Origin of the sequence: Rhodococcus sp. O3 (genome assembly GCF_048897285.1) — a bacterium.
GTDB lineage: Bacteria > Actinomycetota > Actinomycetes > Mycobacteriales > Mycobacteriaceae > Rhodococcus.
Genome location: NZ_JBMBTE010000001.1, coordinates 103,636 through 120,624, shown reverse-complemented (window position 1 = coordinate 120,624; position 16,989 = coordinate 103,636). Strand labels below are relative to the sequence as shown.

Sequence of the window (16,989 nt, the reverse complement as noted above, 5' to 3'; positions counted from 1 at the left end):
AGAACTGAACGAATCGCGCGTCCCACCTTGGTCTTTGCGGCGCGACGCCCCTCCACGAGATCCGCGCGTCGCATGCTCGGGGCCGCCGCGGTTCCGCTCGCGTCCTTCGGCGTCGCGCTCGCCGCCTGGTATGCGGTCACGTACCTGGTGCTCAGCCACGAGCGACGATTCCTGCTGCCGCCACCGCATGCGGTGCTGACCAATTCGATCCTCGACTGGACGCACCTGAAGCCGATGCTCGACGCCTTGCTCGTCACGACCCAGGTCGCGGCGTTCGGATTCGTCATCGCCGCCGCGATCGGTATCGGTGTCGGTGTCCTCATGAGCCGGGCCCTCTGGCTGGAGCGGGCGATCTACCCTTACGCCGTTGTGCTCCAGGTGATTCCGATCCTGGCGATCGTGCCGTTGATCGGACTGTGGTTCGGGTACGGCACCTTCGCGCGAGTACTGGTGTGTGTCATCATCGCCGCCTTTCCCATCATCACGAATACGCACTTCGGACTCCGGTCCGTCGACCGCGGGCAACACGAATTGTTCACGCTCGCCCGAGCATCCGCGTGGGACCGGCTGGTCAAGCTCGAGCTGCCGTCGGCCCTTCCGTCGATCCTCACCGGTATCCGCACCGCCGCAGGGCTGGTCGTGGTCGGCGCGATCATCGGTGACATGTTCTTCGCCAAGGGAGACCCCGGCATCGGCACCCTGCTCGACATCTACCGCAGCCGCCTGCAGTCCGAGGATCTCTTCGCCGCCATCGTCCTCGCCTCCTTGCTCGGTGTGGCCGTGTTCACGCTCTTCGGAGCGCTGTCCAGGGTTCTGATCGGGAGCTGGCACTCCTCCGCCGATGCAGCGAAGAAATAGGAGGAAAACCTGAGCGCGACAACAATTCCTGGACCGATGAACGATGCTGTCGCGTCCGTGGGTGTCCGCGAAGCCGAGCGAGTCCGTGCGACGCGGACCTCGAGGACACCCGGTCGCGACCGAGGAGTACGCCACATCCGCGTTACCGTGGGGCGTGGCACAAAGCAGCGGAGAAACACAGATGACGACCACAGAACGCGAGCTGCTCGCGGAATCGGTTCACGCCACGCTCCGAGAACAGATATTCGCGGGGGAGCTACCACCCGGCACCGCGCTGTCCGTGCCGGCGCTGGCCTCGAGACTCAACGTGAGCAGGACCCCGGTCCGCGAGGCCGTGCAGCAACTCATCAACGACGGACTCGCGGTATACACCAGGAACGCCGGGGCCAAGGTCGAAACGGTCGACGACGAGACGATCCGGGAGGTGTTCGCGGTGCGCGAGGTGCTCGACGGGCTCGCCGGCTACCAGGCGACGTTGCGGGCCACCCACCAGCAGGTCGCCGACCTCATGGCGATGGTCGACTCTCAGCGGTCGATGCTCGACCAGCCCACCGACCGACGACGGGACTCGCGGCTCGATCTCGACTTCCACACCGCAATCCGCGACATCGCCGCGAACAAGCCGCTGCGCGAGGCCTCGTTTCGCCTCGACGCGCAGGCCCACCTGTACCGCTCGGACATGTGGGCGTCGGAGACCAACCGGCGGATCGCCGTCGAAGAGCACGAACGTATCGTCGCGGCCATCCGGGCCGGCGATGCCGAGGGTGCCCGCGCCGCCAGCTGCGCCCACGTCGCGGGACTGGCGGTGCGGATCCGTCGTCGGTAGAGGCGCCTCGGGCCTCCGGACTCGGGATGCGGTAGTTCTCGCGACCGGATCGGGGCATGCTGGAGGAAGCGAATCGACAGCGCCGCCCGGCCGGCCTTGGGTGCCCCGGGCGCGGACGGGAGCCACCATGCCGGAGAACGTTGCGCGCAAGCTCATCGGAACGCATCTCGTGTCGGGGAGCATGGACCCCGGCGAGGAGATCGCGATCCGGATCGATCAGACCCTCACCCAGGACGCCACCGGGACCCTGGTGATGCAGGAACTCGAAGCACTGAAGCTCGATCGGGCCCGGACGGAGGTCAGCGTCCAGTACGTCGACCACAACCTGCTGCAGGCCGACGAGAAGAACGCCGAAGACCACGAATACCTGCGTACCGCCTGCCTGCGATACGGACTGTGGTTCTCCAAGCCGGGCAACGGCGTCTCGCACCCGACGCACATGCAGCGATTCGGGATTCCGGGCAAGACACTGGCCGGATCCGACTCGCACACCCCCGCGGCCGGGTCGCTCGGGATGCTCGCCATCGGAGTCGGCGGCCTCGAGGTTGCGTTGGCCATCGCCGGTGAGCCGCTGAACCTCCGGATGCCCGAGATCTGGGGCGTCGAGCTGACCGGTGCGCTACCGCCGTGGTGCTCGGCGAAGGACGTGATTCTCGAGATGCTCCGCAGGCACGGCGTCAAGGGTGGCGTCGGGCGGATCGTCGAGTACTACGGGCCGGGCCTGGACACGCTCACGGCGATGGACCGCCACGTGATCGCGAACATGGGCGCCGAACTGGGGGCGACCACCACGGTCTTTCCCGCCGACGACGCGGTGCGCGAGTTCCTGAGGTCGGAGGGGCGGGAAGACGACTTCATCGAGGTTGCCGCCGACCCGGGCGCGGGATACGACCTCGTCGAGCACATCGACCTGTCCGCCGTCGAGCCGCTGATCGCGAAGCCGTCGTCGCCGGGCAACGTCGTGCCCGTGCGGGAGGTCGCCGGCGAACCGGTGGCGCAGGTGGTCATCGGATCGTCGGCGAACCCGGGGCTGCGCGACTTCGCGATCGCGGCCGCGATGGTCGCGGGGCGGCAGACCCTCCCGGAGGTCAGCTTCGACATCAACCCGTCGTCGCGGGAGATCTACTCCGACCTCACCCGTATGGGCGGCACGCTCGACCTCGTGACTGCGGGTGCCCGCATCCACCAGTCCGGATGCATGGGTTGCATCGGCATGGGACAGGCCCCCGCGACCGGGCGGAACTCGTTGCGCACGATGCCGAGGAATTTCCCCGGCCGGTCCGGCACCCGGGAGGACTCGGTGTGGCTGTGTTCGCCGGAGACCGCGGCCGCATCCGCGCTGAACGGCCGCATCACCGACCCCCGCGACTGGGCTTCTCAGGTCGGCATGGACTATCCGACGCTGAAACTGCCTGCCGATGCCTCGGTGAACACCGCGATGCTCGTCGCGCCGCTGTCGGAGGGGGACTCCCGCGGCGTCCAACCGGTGAAGGGACCGAACATCTCGTCGCTGCCCGATTTCCCGCCGCTGCAGAACCGGATCGAAGCACCCGTCCTGTTGAAGGTCGCGGACAACATCTCCACCGACGAGATCTCGCCGGCGGGAGCCCGGGCACTGCCGTTCCGGTCCAACATCCCCAAGCTCGCCCAGTTCACCTTCACTCAGGTCGACGAGACCTACCCCGAGCGGGCCGCGGAAACCAAGGACACCACCGGGCACATCGTCGTCGGAGGAGAGAATTACGGGCAGGGATCGTCGCGTGAGCACGCCGCCATCACGCCGCGGTATCTCGGTCTCCGTGCCGTGCTCGCGAAGTCGTTCGCGCGGATCCACTGGCAGAACCTCGCGAACTTCGGCGTCCTCGCCCTCGAATTCGAGAACCCGAACGACTACGACGCGATCGAGCAGGGCGACGTGCTCGTCCTCGACGGGCTTCGCGACGCCCTCGTGGCAGGACCCCACCTGTCGGTGCACGACTCGACCCGCAACATCGATATTCCGGTGCGGCACAGGCTCTCGCCCCGGCAACTCGAGGATGTACTGGCCGGCGGGATCATTCCGAAACTGGCGTTACGGGAACGAGACCGGTGACGGCTCCATCGCGGATACCGGTACGTGGTAGTTCTCGCGGTCGAACCGTCGGGTGCGCCACCGGTAGCGCCACGCGTAATCGGGCCACAACGAACGGTTGACGCCACCGCGGTCGAGGTACCAGCTGTCGCAGCCGGACGTCCACGCGGTTCCCGCCGACCGCGCGGCCATCTCGGCGCCGAACCGGGCCGGCGCCCGCTCGTCGACTTCGAGAGCATCGACGCCTTCGCGATCGGTGCCGTCCATTACAGCTGCGGCATAACGGAACTGGGATTCGAGCATCGTGAGAACCGATGTGTGGGCCAGACCGGTGTTGGGGCCACCCAGAACGAACATGTTCGGGCACCCCGAGACGGTGACACCCAGATGCGCTTGCGCGCCTTCGCGCGCCCAGCGTTCGAGAAGGACGACTCCGCCCCGCCCGGCCACCGGCACCGATGCGAGCGCACCCGATACGTGAAATCCCGTGGCGAACACCAGGGCATCGGCGGGGTGTTCGCGACCGTCCGCGGTGACGACGGCGTTCCCGGCGAGCCGTGCGATCGGTGACGGCACCAGCTCGACGTTGTCCCGACTCAGGGCGGGATAGTAGTCGTCGGAGAACAGGATTCGCTTGCATCCGATCCGGTGACGCGGAGTCAGTGCCTCACGCAGCGCCGGATCGGCGACCCCGTCGTGCAGGTGTCTCAGCGCGCGGGCCTCGAGCCGGTCCGGTGATCCCGTGAAGGAGCCCAATCGCGCTTCCGCGCGCCAGTATTCGAATGCCCGGCGAGCCGGACGGGGGAGCGGAAGCCGGGGTGCGGTGCGCGGCAGAATCCACGGTGCGGTGCGCTGCACGACGGTGACATGAGCCGCGATCTCGGCGAGCCGGGGCACGAGTTGTACCGCGCTGGCGCCGGTTCCGACGACGGCGACGCGCCGGCCGGTGAGGTCGAGGGAGCGGTCCCAGCGTGCGGTGTGGACGGCGGGGCCGTCGAACGTGCCGTCCAGGCGGGGGATCCGCGGAACGTTGAGCGCACCGACCGCGAGGACGAGGAAACGTGCGTCGTAGGTGGTTCCGCGGTCGGTGGTGACGTGCCAGCGCTGCGTGTGCTCGTCCCAGCGGCATCCGGTGGCGCCGACTCCGCAGGTGATGCGCTCGCGCAGGCCCGGTTCGTCGGCGAGTTCGTGCAGGTGCGCGAGGATCTCCGGTTGGCCTGCGCGTCCCCGGGCCCACGTCGCCTGCGGGGCGAACGAGTACGAGTACAGCGCCGGCGGGATGTCGCATTCGCAGCCCGGGTAGGTGTTGTCACGCCACGTCCCACCGAGGGAATCTGCGCGTTCGAGAACCCGAACATCCCGGCCTCGGCGATGCAGGTGCACGGCGGTACCGAGGCCGGCGAATCCGGCACCGATGATGAGCACTTCTGTGGGCGACGACACCTGAACAGTGTTCAAGTTGTGGTCTGAACAGTCAAATCGGGGGATCTATCGATATCTAGGACTTGCCCGAGAATGCCGAATATTCGCCTGATCAGACGAGGTCCTCCTCGTCGCCGGGTGCGCGCTTCCGGAGTCCGCGGTAGGCCTCGGTCGGGGTACGACGCCCCGCGACCACCGCTTCGACCTCGGCGGCGATCGGCATCTCGACGCCGTACTCGCGGGCCAGTTCCATCACCGTCGGCGCGGTCTTGACGCCCTCTGCGACCTGACCCAGCTCGGCGACCGCCTCCTCGAGGGACAGCCCGCGTGCGATCGCCTCGCCCACCCGGCGGTTCCGGGACGCCGGGCTCATGCACGTGGCGATCAGATCTCCCATGCCGGTCAGGCCGGAGAAGGTCCGCGGTTGCGCGCCCATCGCCACTCCGAGCCGGATTATCTCGGCGAGTCCCCGCGAGAGCACCATCGCGCGGGTGTTGTCGCCGACCCCGAGGCCTTCGGCCATGCCGGCCGCGATCGCGACGATGTTCTTGAGGACCCCGCCCAGCTCGCAGCCGAGCACGTCGGTGTTGCGGTAGACGCGGAACACCTTCGACGCGAACAGCGGTTGCAGCGCGCTCGCGATCGATTCGTCCTGCATCGCCACCACCGCCGCGGCAGCCAGGCCGTCGGCGATCTCGCTGGCGATGTTCGGGCCGGCGAGCAGCCCGACCGGGTGCCCCGGCAGGCACTGCGAGATCACCTCGGTCGGCCGCAGCCGGGTGCCCGGCTCCAGGCCTTTCGCGAGCGAGACGACCGGCACCCACGCGCGCACCTCGTCGGCGATCTGCTCGAGCGTCTCCCGCACCGCGTGTGAGGGCACGCCCACCACCAGCACATCCGCTTCGTGCGCGGCCCCGACCAGGTCGTCGGTGGCGCGCAGTTCCGTGGGAAGCTCGCGGTCGCCGAGGTAGCGGCTGTTCCGGTGCTCCTCGTTGATCTCCGCCGCGGTATCGGATTTCCGCGACCACACCAGCGTCGGCGTGTTCTGGGCCGCGAGCCCCGCGACCGTGGTCCCCCACGACCCGGAACCGAGAACGACGACGCGAACCGGACGTGCCATCTGCGATCACCCCTGTCTGGTTTCTGCCGGCGAGGCCTACAGATCTCCAGCGTGTCAGGACGCAGGGACCAGCGGGTACGTTTTCGGGCGGGTCAGGAGCCGAGCAGCTCCGACACCGTCACGAACCGGAAGCCCTCCGCCTGCAGGCCGGCGACGATCCCCGGAATGGCGTCGAGCGACGACTGTCGCGCCGGATACATCACGTGCAGCAGGATGATCGACCCCGGACGGGTCTGCGCGAGCGCCGTGTCGACCATCGTGGTCGCGTCGACGGCGACCGAGTCCGGTTCCACGTCCCACATCACCGTGGTCCGGTCGTGTGCGTCGAGATACCGGGGGAGGGCGACGAGTTTCTTGCCGTAGGGCGGCCGGAACGTGATGTCGCCGTCGAACCCGGCGGCACGGATCTGCGCGTCCGTGCTCTCGATCTCCTCCCGCACGGTGTCGCCGCCGACGAGGACCATCCGCCGGTGCGTGTAGGTGTGGTTGCCGAGCTCGTGCCCGGCCACGACGATCGCGCGACCCATCTCGGGGCGCGCGGCCAGCTCGGCGCCGGTGACATAGAACGTCGCCGGTACACCCGCTTCGGCGAGGACACGCAGAACTTCGGGAGTGCGGTCGGAGGGTCCGTCGTCGAGGGTCAACGCGACGAGCTTGTCGTCGGTCTCGACCCGGTGTACGAGGTCGCCGAAGAGCTGGTAGGTGCGTGAATTCGAGAGCGTGTAGAGACCCAACACGGTGGCGATCACGAGGAGCACCGCGGCGGCGCCGGTGATCACGATGCGGAGGCGTCTCGTCATCGGTCCAGGCTGCCCCATCCGGAAATTCGATTGCGCTGCGGGGCCACCGGGTTCACCATCGGAATCTGTCGGAGCGGGCACGGGCCCCGCGCGTCACCACGAATCAGGAGTCACCGTGCACCCCGATGTCCTTCCCGGAGTCGAACCTCTGGCCGAGTACGGCTGGAGTACTCGGGTCGCAGAGCGCTTCGCGGACAGCGACATTCAAGGGTCGCCGGGCCGGATCGTGCGGTCCGGTCGAGGCCACAGCGAAGCCGTGACCTCCGCGGGCCCGCTGCGGGTGCGGGCGTCGGGCCACCAGGTCTGCACCGGCGACTGGGTGATCGTGCGCGAACCTGCCACCGACGGTGACACGATCGGCACGGTCTGCGCAGTGCTGCCGCGTACCGGAGCGATCCGTCGCGCCGCCGCGTCGGGACGATCGGAGGAACAGGTCCTCGCCGCCAACGTGGACACCGTCGTGGTGACGGTTGCGGCGGACACTCTCGATCTCGGTCGCGTGGAACGCCTGCTCGCCCTGGCCTGGGACAGCGGTGCCCAGCCCGTCGTCGCCCTCACGAAGGTCGACTTCACGACCGAACCGGTCTTCGAGCAGGTCGTGGCACTCGCGCCCGGCGCTAGCGTGGTCGAGGTGTGTGCGCCGGAGGGGTCAGGGCTGAGCGAGCTGCGCGACCACATCCACGGCACCGTCGTGTTCGTCGGAGCATCCGGTGCCGGGAAGTCGACCCTGGTCAACGCGTTGTGCGGCCGCGACATCCAGGCAACGGCGCCGGTGCGGTACGGCGACGGCAAGGGTCGGCACACCACCACCGATCGGGAGATGTTCCCGCTGGGCGACGGACTGACCCTCATCGACACGCCGGGGCTGCGCGGCGTCGGGATGTGGGACGCCGATGCCGGCATCGCCGCTGCGTTCCCCGAGATCGACGAACTCGCGCAGCACTGCCGTTTCACGGACTGTGCACACGAGAGTGAGCCGGGATGTGCGGTTCTCGCCGCCGTCGAATATGGCGACCTCGACGCGCGACGAGTGGAGAGTCACCGCAAGCTGCGGCGCGAGAACGAGTGGGTAGCGTCCCGTGCCGATGCACGGTTGCGGCACGAGCGGAACCGCGAGGCCAAGGTGATCAGCCGAGCGATCCGGGCGTACTACCGCGACCGCTGAGGCATGGGATCGTCCGGTGAGTTCAGGGAGTGCGTTTGGCGGTTCCCATAATTCGGGATCGATTTCCCACTTATTGGGCACTTCGCCTAGGCTCGAACCATGGGTAACGATGATGTCGTCTACACGCACGGTCACGACGAGTCGGTGCTGCGCGGTCATCGCTGGCGCACGGCCGAGAACTCCGCCGCGTACCTCTTGCCGCACCTGCGGCCGGACATGACCCTTCTCGACGTCGGATGCGGTCCCGGGACGATCACGGCCGACTTCGCCGGGTTGGTTGCCGAGGTCACCGCGGTCGAAATGAACGACGAGGCCCTGGATCTCGCCCGGAAGGAGTTCACCCGGCGCGGGATCACCAATGCCGAGACGGTCGTCTCCGACATCCACGAACTCGACTTCCCCGACGACAGCTTCGACGTCGTCCACGCCCACCAGGTCCTGCAACACGTGGGTGACCCGGTGCAGGCGCTGCGCGAGATGGCTAGGGTCTGCAAGCCGGGCGGCATCGTCGCCGCTCGCGACGCCGACTACGGCACCTTCACCTGGTACCCCGAGAATCCCGAACTCGACCGATGGCTGTCGCTCTACCACGACATCGCCCGCGCGAACGGTGGCGAACCCGACGCGGGGCGGCGTCTGCGGGCCTGGGCGCACGCGGCCGGCCTGGACGACGTGGTCTGCACTGCGAGCACATGGTGTTTCTCGTCCGACGAGGACCGCGAGTGGTGGGGCGGGTCGTGGGCCGACCGGGTTCTGAAGTCGAACTACGCCGATCGGGCCGTCGAACTGGAGCTCGCAACCGGCGAAGACCTCGACCGGATCTCGGCGGGCTGGCGTACCTGGGCTGCCGACAACGACGGTTGGTTCGCGCTGCTCCACAGCGAGATCCTGTGCCGCATAAACTAGGTCCAGTCGCTGCGCTCGAGTAGCCACGACACCGCGATGCCCGCGACCAGCCCCCAGAACGCGGCGCCGATGTTCCAGAACGCGACGTTCGATGCGGTGACCACGAACGCGATCAAGGCGCCCATCGTGTGGGTGCGGCCGAACCCGGCGACGAACGCGCCCTGGAGTGCCCGCAGCATCGCCAGCCCGCCGAGCGTGGCGACGAACGCGACGGGTGCCGCGGTCATCCACCGAACGAACAGCGGTGCAAAGGAACCGAACACGATCGCCAGTACGCCGCAGGTGACGGCGGCGGTGTACTGGCGGCTGCGTTCACCGGAGGACACCAGCAACGCGTTGGTCGGTCCGGTCAGGCACGTGGACACGGCGCCGACCGCCGCTGCCGCGAACGACCACACCCCGCACGCGACCGTCGCCACGTTGATCGGCGCTTGATGTCCGGCTCCGCGCAGCACCGCGACACCCTGCCCGTTCTGCACGACCAGCACCGTGATGGCGAGCGGAACAACGAGTTCCAGGATCGCCGTCCAGGTGAACACCGGCGCGGTGAACACGGGTGCCGCGAACACCCCGGCATCGTCGCCGACCGGATCGAATCTGCCGGACACCGCGATCGCGACCACTCCCGTGAGCAACGCCCCCAGGATGGGAGGCATCCACTTGCCGAGAGAGGGAACTGCGCTGAGCGCCAGAAACACCAGGACCATCGGCACCGCGATCGCGACGTCGGCGTCGAGTGCATGCACGAGATCCACCCCGAACTTCAGGAACACCCCGGCGACCATGGCCATCACGATCGGCATGGGCAGAGCCGACATCACGCGCCGCACCAGACCCGAAAGTCCCAGCAGCAGAATCAGTGCGGACGTGACGACGTAGGCGCCGATCACCTCGGGCCAGCTCAGGTGCGTCAGCGATTCGCCGACGACCACCGTGCCGGGGATGGTCCAGAAGAAGCCGAGCGGCTGACGGTACGCGAGGCTCATCGCGATCGTGAGGATCCCGTTGAGCACGAACACCCCGAAGATCCACGACGCGAGCTGCGGTGCGCTCAGTCCTCCGGCGGCACCGGCGGCGAGTATCACCGCGACCGGTCCGGTGCACGAGAAGATCAGCCCGACAAGGCCGTTGGCTGCATACCCGGGTCCGATGTCGCGGCCGAGCCGACGCAGGCTCGTGCGGGGTCGTGTGGGACGTTCGAACAGGACGGTAGTGGCGCCGGTCCGGGCGTCCTCGTCGACTGCGGTCATCGTGGAACAACTACTCCTGTTCTCGGAACCGGGCCGCGAGTTCGCTCCGGGAGCGGATGCCGAACTTCGCATACACCCGGGTCAGGTGGTACTGCACGGTCTTGACGGACAGGAACAGCTCGCCGGCCACTTCCTTGTTCGTGTGGCCGGCCGCGACGAGCGCCGCGACCGCCTGTTCCTGCGGGGTGAGGGCGACGGTATCGACCGAACGGTCCACGGTCTCCTCGCCGGCCTTCAGGCCGCCGGCCTTGAGCTCACGATCGCAACGCTGCACGTAACTGGTCGCGCCGAGCGTCGAATACAGTTCCCGGGCCGAGCGCATCACTGCGTCGGCCTCGCGGCGCCGGCCCGCCCGACGCATCGTCTGCCCGTAGGCGTAGCTCACCCGGGCGCGGTCGTACGGCAACGGAAGCGGGTCCAGCTGTGCGAGCGCCGCCTCGAAAGTGTCTCGTGCCGCGTCGATGTCGCCGCGCGAGCCCTGGATCCGACCCCGCACGAATCCGAGTCGCGCCGCCGCGGACCGGCGTCCGCGTGCGGCGGCGCGCTCCTCGAAAGGACGGAGGAACGCATCGGCTTCGTCCACCCGTCCGGTCATGACGAGTGCGTTGGCATACAGGTCCGGCCACGGCCAGAAGCCCGGTTCGTCGAGTCCCTCCCGGTGCTGCACGGCAGTGAGGGGCTCGAGATGCCGCAGCACGTCGCTGTATTCCGCTGCGACCTCGGACACCTGCGCCGCCGCGATCGCCGATGGCGCCAGCATCATCGCGTAGTCGTTGCTGCTCGCGCGACCCCGCAACAGGTGTTCCCGCGCCCGGGCGCCGTCGCCGCGCAGCGCATGGATCTGGGCTCCGGTCCAATGTACCAGGGGCCGAAGAAGATCCAGTCCGGTGCGGTCGAGCTGGGCTGCGGCCCTGTCGACCGTGCGGATCGCGTCGTCCCACTTGCCGAGCGCGAACTGGGTGCGGGCCAGCCAGGCCTGCGCCCACAGCGAGATGCGGAGCGAGCCTCCGCGGAACGCGGTCGGTTCGGCCGATTCGAGTTCCGACCGCGCCCGGTCTGGGTCGTCGAGCGCCAGTGCCAGCCAGCCTTCGGCCATGCGGACACGCTGGCTCTGTGCACCCGGTCCGACCGTCTCGGAGAGGGCTGCATACGACGTCACCCCCTCGTCGACGTGACCGATCATCGCCAGTCCGAGACCGCGGACGGCGGCGGATTCGACCGCTGCCGGGGTGGCCCCGGGTACCAGTGCGGCGGTACGGTCGGCCCACTCGACGAGTTCGTCACCGCGCAGCCGGGCCAGGGAGTGCAGCACCATGCGCTGGCAGATCCGTGCCGCGAGCTGCGGATCCGCCTCCGGGTCGTCGAGCGAGGCCCAGGCACGGGTGAGGAGTTGATGTGCTTCGGCGGCGCGTCCACGTTGGATGGCCAGGTAACCGAGCACGGCATCACGCATGGGTCCGACTGGTGCGCTTTCGATCTCGGGGACGAATGTCTGTGCCTGCGGAAGGTCGGCGGCCCCGGAGAGTGCGTCGACTCCGCGGATCAGGCGTTCGGTGCGCAACTCCCGGTCCGGAGTGATCCGGCTCGAGATGATGAGGGCCTCGGCAGCATCCGACCACGCTCCGTCCGACGCACGCGCCTGCGCATATCGATCGAGGCGGTCGGCGAGGCCGGCATCGGCCAGGGGAGTGGCGGAAACAAGGTGCAGCAGGGAGGCTCCCTCGTCGTCGACGATCTCCGCGGCCCGGGCGTGCAGTTCCTGCCGTCGCGCCGGGCCCAGACCGTCGACGACGGCGGCTCGGGTCATCGGGTCGGGAAACGACAGCGTGACGACGCCGCGTTGCTCTCGTACGGTGAGCAACCCGGCGTTGTGGGCGTCGTCGAGGGCGGTTGTCGGGTCGTCCAGCCCGGCGAGCGACGCGGCATGCGCGAGGGAGCAGCCGGTGCCGAGGATCGCCGCCGATTCCACGAGCAGGCGAGTTCGGTCCGAACAGCCGGTGAGTCTCCGCCGCACCGTCGCGGCATGTTGCTTCGGCGCCGGGAACCGGTCCTGCCAGTGCTGCCATTGTGATCGGGGCATCTCGTCGATGACCTGCAGGGTCGGCAGGGGACTACCGAGAGTGTGTTCGTACAGGCGTCGCGCCGTCCACGCGGACAGGTCGACGCCGGCACGTGTGAGAGCCAGTTGCGCTATGTCCGAAGGTGAGAGCGGACCGACGTGCACCGTGACGGCGCGGTGCATGTCGAGGATGTGGGCGACCTCGTCGTAGACGGTCTCGGGCAGGACGTCGGGGATCAGCCACAGCATGCACAGCGGGTGACCGTGGGCGCGGCGGATCAACGACGACAGCGCCTGCAGCGACGCGGGATCGGACCGATGCGCATCGTCGACGACGATCACCGTGGGGCCGGTCAGACCGGCGAGGATCTCGTGAGCGACGTCGACCGGGTCCGTCGCTGTCACCGGCGCCTGCAGCAACTGTTCGGCGACGGACCACTCCCGGTGCGACTCCCATTCTGCGCAGGTCGCACCGAGAACCGTCCAGTCGGACAATGATTCGACGAAAGTTCTTACCAAGGTGGTCTTCCCGATACCCGGCGGACCCTCGACGAGGGCGAGCCCGGGGATTCCGGTTCGCGCCTCGTCGAGGAGCCGTTCGAGCTCTGCGAGCTCGCGGGTACGTCCGACCGGCATGGAAGATCCCGTCACGCCTCCACCGTAGCCGCGACCGCAGGCTCCGGTTCGGTGTTCGGGGCGGTCGGCCGGGGTGGCACGAAGAATGTGACGACCGCACCCGCGAGCGCGATCCCCGCGAAGATGTAGAAGTTCACGTTGTTGCTCAGACCTGCACCGATGAGCAGGCCGCCGATGATCGGCCCGACGATGCCGCCGAGGCGACCGAACCCGGCGCACCATGCGACGCCGGCGGCTCGGGCCCGCGTCTCGTAGTAGTTGGACACGAAGCCGTAGACCAGGACCTGGGTGCCGATCGTGCCGACACCGGCGACCGCGACCGCGGCGAGGAGCACCGGCAGCGGGAACCCGAAGGTGAGCAGCACCAGGGCGAGGGCCGCGAGACCGAAGGTGGTGGCGACGACGGGCTGGGGACCCCGACCGTCGGCGATCCGGGAGGCGAACAGACCGCCGACGATCGCACCGCCGTTGAGGACGAGCAGAAATGCCAGCGAGCCCTTCGCGTTGTACCCGGCGTCCGCCATGATCTTCGGAAGCCAGGTGTTCAACCCGTAGGTGAGCAGCAGGCCGGCGAAGCTCATCATGCCGAGCAGCGACGTGCCGAGCGCGTACCGGCGGGTGGTCAGCGCAGCGAAACCGATCTTCTCGACCGGTGCGACCGGAGCTGCCGACGGGAGCGGGAAGCCGTACTCGGCGCACACGGCCCTGGCTTCGTCGGTACGTCCGCGGGCCTGCAGCCAGGCCGGCGACTCGGGGAGCTTCAGCAGCGCGAGCGGCAGCAGGATGACCAGGGGGAGAGCCCCGATGAGGAACAGGCCGCGCCACCCGATTACGTCGCGCAGCAGGATGGCGAGCAGGGACGCCAGCACGCCGCCGGCGGGGACGCCGCTGTAGACGATGGCGTTGAACAGATTTCGCTTACCGGGCGGGGCGAACTCGGCGACCACGGCTCCCGCGGTCGCGACCAGACCGCCGACGCCGATGCCGGTGAAGAATCGGAGGGCACCGAACATCGTGATGCTGGTGGCGAATGCTGCCGCACCCATACCGATCGAGAACCAGACGATGTTGATCAACATCATCTTTCGGCGGCCGAACCGGTCGCCGAAGGCACCGGTCAGCAGCGCGCCGACCATGACGCCGATGAGCGCATAGGAGCCGAGTGCACCACCCTGCTGGGCGGAGATCTCCCCGAGTTGGGCGGGATCTGCCATCAGTGCCGGGAGGACGGTGCCGTACACGACGAGGTCGTAGCCGTCGAAGATGATCGCGAGGGTGGCGAGCGAGACGATCCAGATGACGCTGTGCCGATGTTGCGGACTGGCCCAGGTCTTCGTGGCTTGGGTCATGCGGGGCTCCGGTCTGTGAGGGGAGTCACTACTGAATTCGGGGAAAGATATGGCCTCACCGGTGGGCGAACGCCTCCGGTGAGGCCCGGCGAAAGGGGGTCAGCCCAGATCGCCTCCGGCGACGGGGAGAACCGTGCCGGTGATGTAGGAGGCCTCCTCGGAGGCCAGGAAACAGATTGCGGCGGCCTGCTCTTCGAGCGAGCCGTAGCGCTTGAGCAGGGACGAAGCGACGGTCTGGTCCACGATTTGCTGGTACCAGGCCTTCTCCTGCTCGGACTGCGGGGACGGACCGCGAGCGATCCGTCGTTCCGGCGCGACGGTTCCGCCAGGAGCGGTCGCCACCACGCGAACCCCGTAGGGCGCCAGTTCGAGCGCCAGCGACGCGGTGATCGCGTTGACTCCGCCCTTCGCCGCCGCATACGGGACGCGGTTGACGCCGCGGGTCGCAACGGAGGAGACGTTCACGATCGTCCCGGCCCCTCGTTCGACCAGGTGCGGAACGACGGCGCGGCACGTCCACAAGGTGGGGAACAGCGACCGCCGGATCTCCTTCTCGATCTCTTCGGGCGCGTAGTGCTCGTACGGCTTCGCCCAGATCGTTCCGCCCACGACGTTGATGAGCACATCGATGCAGCCGGTGGTCTGGATCGCGTACGACACCGCCGCCTGCGCGCCGTCGAAGGTCTCCAGATCCGCCGTTACCGAATGCGCCTTGCCGCCGGATTCGCGCAGTTGCTCGGCGACCTCGTGCACGAGTTCCGCTCGGTCGACGAGCACGACCTCACCACCCTCGGCGGCGATCCGCTTCGCGACTTCGAGTCCGATGCCCTGCGCCGCTCCCGTGATCGTCAGGCGCCGGCCGTCGAATCGGCCCGGGAAGATCTTCGTGTCGGTCATGAGGCACCTGCCGTGGCACCGCTGGCGATCGCTCGGCGCATCGTCTCCTTGGCGTGCTGCGAGTGGACGACGACGAGATCGCGCGCGGCGGCCTTGTCGCCCTTCTCGAACACCTCGACGATCTTCATGTGCTCGTCGACGATGTGCTCCTCGATCCATTGCGCGTCGCGCAGCACCTGCTTCATCAACCGGGTCACCTCGAGCTTGTTGTAGGCCTCGAGCAGCACCGGGTTCGTGCAGCAACGGAAGAGGAACTCGTGGAAGGCCGCGTTCGTGTCCGTGAACGCGGCAGCGTCGGTGAAGTGATCACCTTCGACCGATGCGCCGGATGCCTCGGCGAGGATACGGAATTCGACGAGTTGCTCGGGCGTGAGCCGGCCGATCGTGAGTTCGACGACTCCGAGTTCGAGCGCCATCCGGGCGTCGAACTGCTCGTCGGACTCGGCGACGGGCGGATGTTCCTCGCCGATCTCGTAATTGCCGGGTGCGGGATTCTCGAGCACCACCGGACGGCCGGTCTCGGCGGCAGCCTTCTCGGCAGCGGCCTTCTCGGCGTCCGTGGCTGCCGGTGCGGTGGCGCCACCGGGGGTGGCCGAGGTGTTGAACTTCTCGAAGTAGAAGTTGGTGGGAGTGATCCCGTTGTCCGACAGGTGGTTCCGAACGGCTTCGACCATCGGAGGAGGACCGCACAGATAGACGTCGACGTCACCGTCGTTGAGATGCTGCGGCTCGAACAGGCCGGTCACATACCCCTTGTTGGGGGCGGACGACGATTCGTCGGCGACGCAGTAGTCGAACGTGAAGTTCGGCAGCTTATTCGTGTATTCCGCGAGCTTTTCGAGCTCGACGAGGTCGTGGTCGAAGGTGACCCCGTAGATGAGGTGTACCGGATGGTCGGAACCGTCGGCCTCGATCTTCGACAGGATCGACAGCAGCGGCGCCAGTCCGGTGCCGCCGGCGAGCAGCAGCGACGGGCGCTTGCGCTCCCGCAGGAAGAAGCTGCCGAACGGGCCGGTGAACTCGAGGGTGTCGCCGACCTGCGCGCGGTCGCGCAGGTACTCCGACATCAGACCACCCTCGGTGATCTTCACCAGGAACGCGAGCGAGTTCTCGTTCGGGCCGGTGCTGAACGAGTACGAGCGGGTCGCGGGCTTACCGGTGCCGTCGTCGCTGCCGGGCACACCGATGTTGACGTACTGACCGGGCAGGAAGACCAGATCGTCGCGGTTGTCGATCTCCACCGTGAACCCGACGACGCTCTCCGAGTAGCGGCGCAGCTCGGTGATCGTCGCGGTGTATGTGGCGGCCGCGGTCTTCGCGACGTCGGAGGTGCTCGCGATCTGCACCACCAGGTCGGACTCGGGCATCATCTGGCACGGCAGGCAATAACCCTGCTCGGCTTCCTCGTCGGTGAGGGCGTCCTCGATGTAGTCGCCGCCGTCGAAACTGCCGGATTCGCAGAAGGCCTTGCACGTTCCACAGGCGCCGTCACGGCAGTCGAGCGGAATGTTGATGCGAGCCTTGTACGAGGCGTCGGCGACGGTTTCGTTCGGGTTGACCTTGATGAAGCGGGTGACCCCGTCCTCGAAGCTCAATGCCACCTGGAAAGCCATGGCATGTGCCTCCTTTC

General features: G+C 68.1%; 13 protein-coding genes. 5 read left to right on the top strand and 8 right to left on the bottom strand.

The features are described 5' to 3' along the window. Positions 1-72 precede the first annotated feature (72 nt). From ACN675_RS00565 to ACN675_RS00555, 3 genes are all read left to right on the top strand, one after another. Positions 73-858: an ABC transporter permease gene (locus ACN675_RS00565; protein ID WP_420749043.1), complete on the top strand. Its 786-nt coding sequence runs from the start codon at positions 73-75 to the stop codon at positions 856-858. Positions 859-1,039: 181 nt separating this feature from the next. Continuing rightward, positions 1,040-1,684 (top strand): GntR family transcriptional regulator, encoded by a 645-nt coding sequence (locus ACN675_RS00560; protein ID WP_420749042.1) that lies wholly within the window; start codon positions 1,040-1,042, stop codon positions 1,682-1,684. Positions 1,685-1,811: 127 nt separating this feature from the next. Further along, positions 1,812-3,776, top strand: a complete 1,965-nt coding sequence (locus ACN675_RS00555; RefSeq protein ID WP_420749041.1) for an aconitate hydratase — start codon at positions 1,812-1,814, stop codon at positions 3,774-3,776. Here ACN675_RS00555 and ACN675_RS00550 read toward each other — a convergent pair. The 3 genes from ACN675_RS00550 to ACN675_RS00540 all read right to left on the bottom strand — a co-directional run bounded on the left by ACN675_RS00550 (position 3,756) and on the right by ACN675_RS00540 (position 7,097). Continuing rightward, the gene (locus tag ACN675_RS00550) at positions 3,756-5,198 is read right to left on the bottom strand and encodes a flavin-containing monooxygenase (RefSeq protein ID WP_420749040.1); all 1,443 of its coding nucleotides are present in this window, start codon (positions 5,196-5,198) and stop codon (positions 3,756-3,758) included. The two genes, ACN675_RS00555 and ACN675_RS00550, sit on opposite strands and share 21 nt — an antisense overlap. Before the next feature lie 91 nt (positions 5,199-5,289). After that, positions 5,290-6,297, bottom strand: a complete 1,008-nt coding sequence (locus tag ACN675_RS00545) for an NAD(P)H-dependent glycerol-3-phosphate dehydrogenase (protein WP_420749039.1) — start codon at positions 6,295-6,297, stop codon at positions 5,290-5,292. A 92-nt stretch (positions 6,298-6,389) separates the two neighbouring features. Continuing rightward, a complete protein-coding gene (locus ACN675_RS00540; protein ID WP_420749038.1) occupies positions 6,390-7,097 on the bottom strand; it encodes a polysaccharide deacetylase family protein in 708 nt (235 codons plus the stop codon). A 115-nt stretch (positions 7,098-7,212) separates the two neighbouring features. On the opposite strand from ACN675_RS00540, the gene rsgA reads away from it, so the two are divergent. Continuing rightward, positions 7,213-8,262: a ribosome small subunit-dependent GTPase A gene (gene rsgA, locus ACN675_RS00535; protein WP_420749037.1), complete on the top strand. Its 1,050-nt coding sequence runs from the start codon at positions 7,213-7,215 to the stop codon at positions 8,260-8,262. Positions 8,263-8,361: 99 nt separating this feature from the next. Then, positions 8,362-9,168, top strand: a complete 807-nt coding sequence (locus ACN675_RS00530; protein WP_420749036.1) for a class I SAM-dependent methyltransferase — start codon at positions 8,362-8,364, stop codon at positions 9,166-9,168. On the opposite strand, the gene ACN675_RS00525 is transcribed toward ACN675_RS00530, so the two are convergent. The 5 genes from ACN675_RS00525 to benC all read right to left on the bottom strand — a co-directional run bounded on the left by ACN675_RS00525 (position 9,165) and on the right by benC (position 16,972). Then, entirely contained in the window at positions 9,165-10,418 is a 1,254-nt protein-coding gene (locus ACN675_RS00525) for a benzoate/H(+) symporter BenE family transporter (protein WP_420749035.1), read from the bottom strand. The two genes, ACN675_RS00530 and ACN675_RS00525, sit on opposite strands and share 4 nt — an antisense overlap. Before the next feature lie 10 nt (positions 10,419-10,428). Further along, positions 10,429-13,113, bottom strand: coding sequence for an AAA family ATPase (locus ACN675_RS00520; RefSeq protein ID WP_420749127.1), 2,685 nt, complete (start codon positions 13,111-13,113; stop codon positions 10,429-10,431). A gap of 11 nt (positions 13,114-13,124) precedes the next feature. After that, a complete protein-coding gene (locus ACN675_RS00515) occupies positions 13,125-14,462 on the bottom strand; it encodes an MFS transporter (RefSeq protein ID WP_420749034.1) in 1,338 nt (445 codons plus the stop codon). 99 nt (positions 14,463-14,561) lie between these two features. Continuing rightward, positions 14,562-15,359, bottom strand: a complete 798-nt coding sequence (locus ACN675_RS00510) for a 1,6-dihydroxycyclohexa-2,4-diene-1-carboxylate dehydrogenase (RefSeq protein ID WP_420749033.1) — start codon at positions 15,357-15,359, stop codon at positions 14,562-14,564. Next, positions 15,356-16,972 carry a benzoate 1,2-dioxygenase electron transfer component BenC gene (benC, locus tag ACN675_RS00505; RefSeq protein WP_420749032.1) on the bottom strand — a complete coding sequence of 539 codons (1,617 nt, stop codon included), beginning with the start codon at positions 16,970-16,972 and terminating at the stop codon, positions 15,356-15,358. The genes ACN675_RS00510 and benC overlap by 4 nt, the downstream gene beginning before the upstream one ends. Between the last annotated feature and the right edge of the window lie 17 nt (positions 16,973-16,989).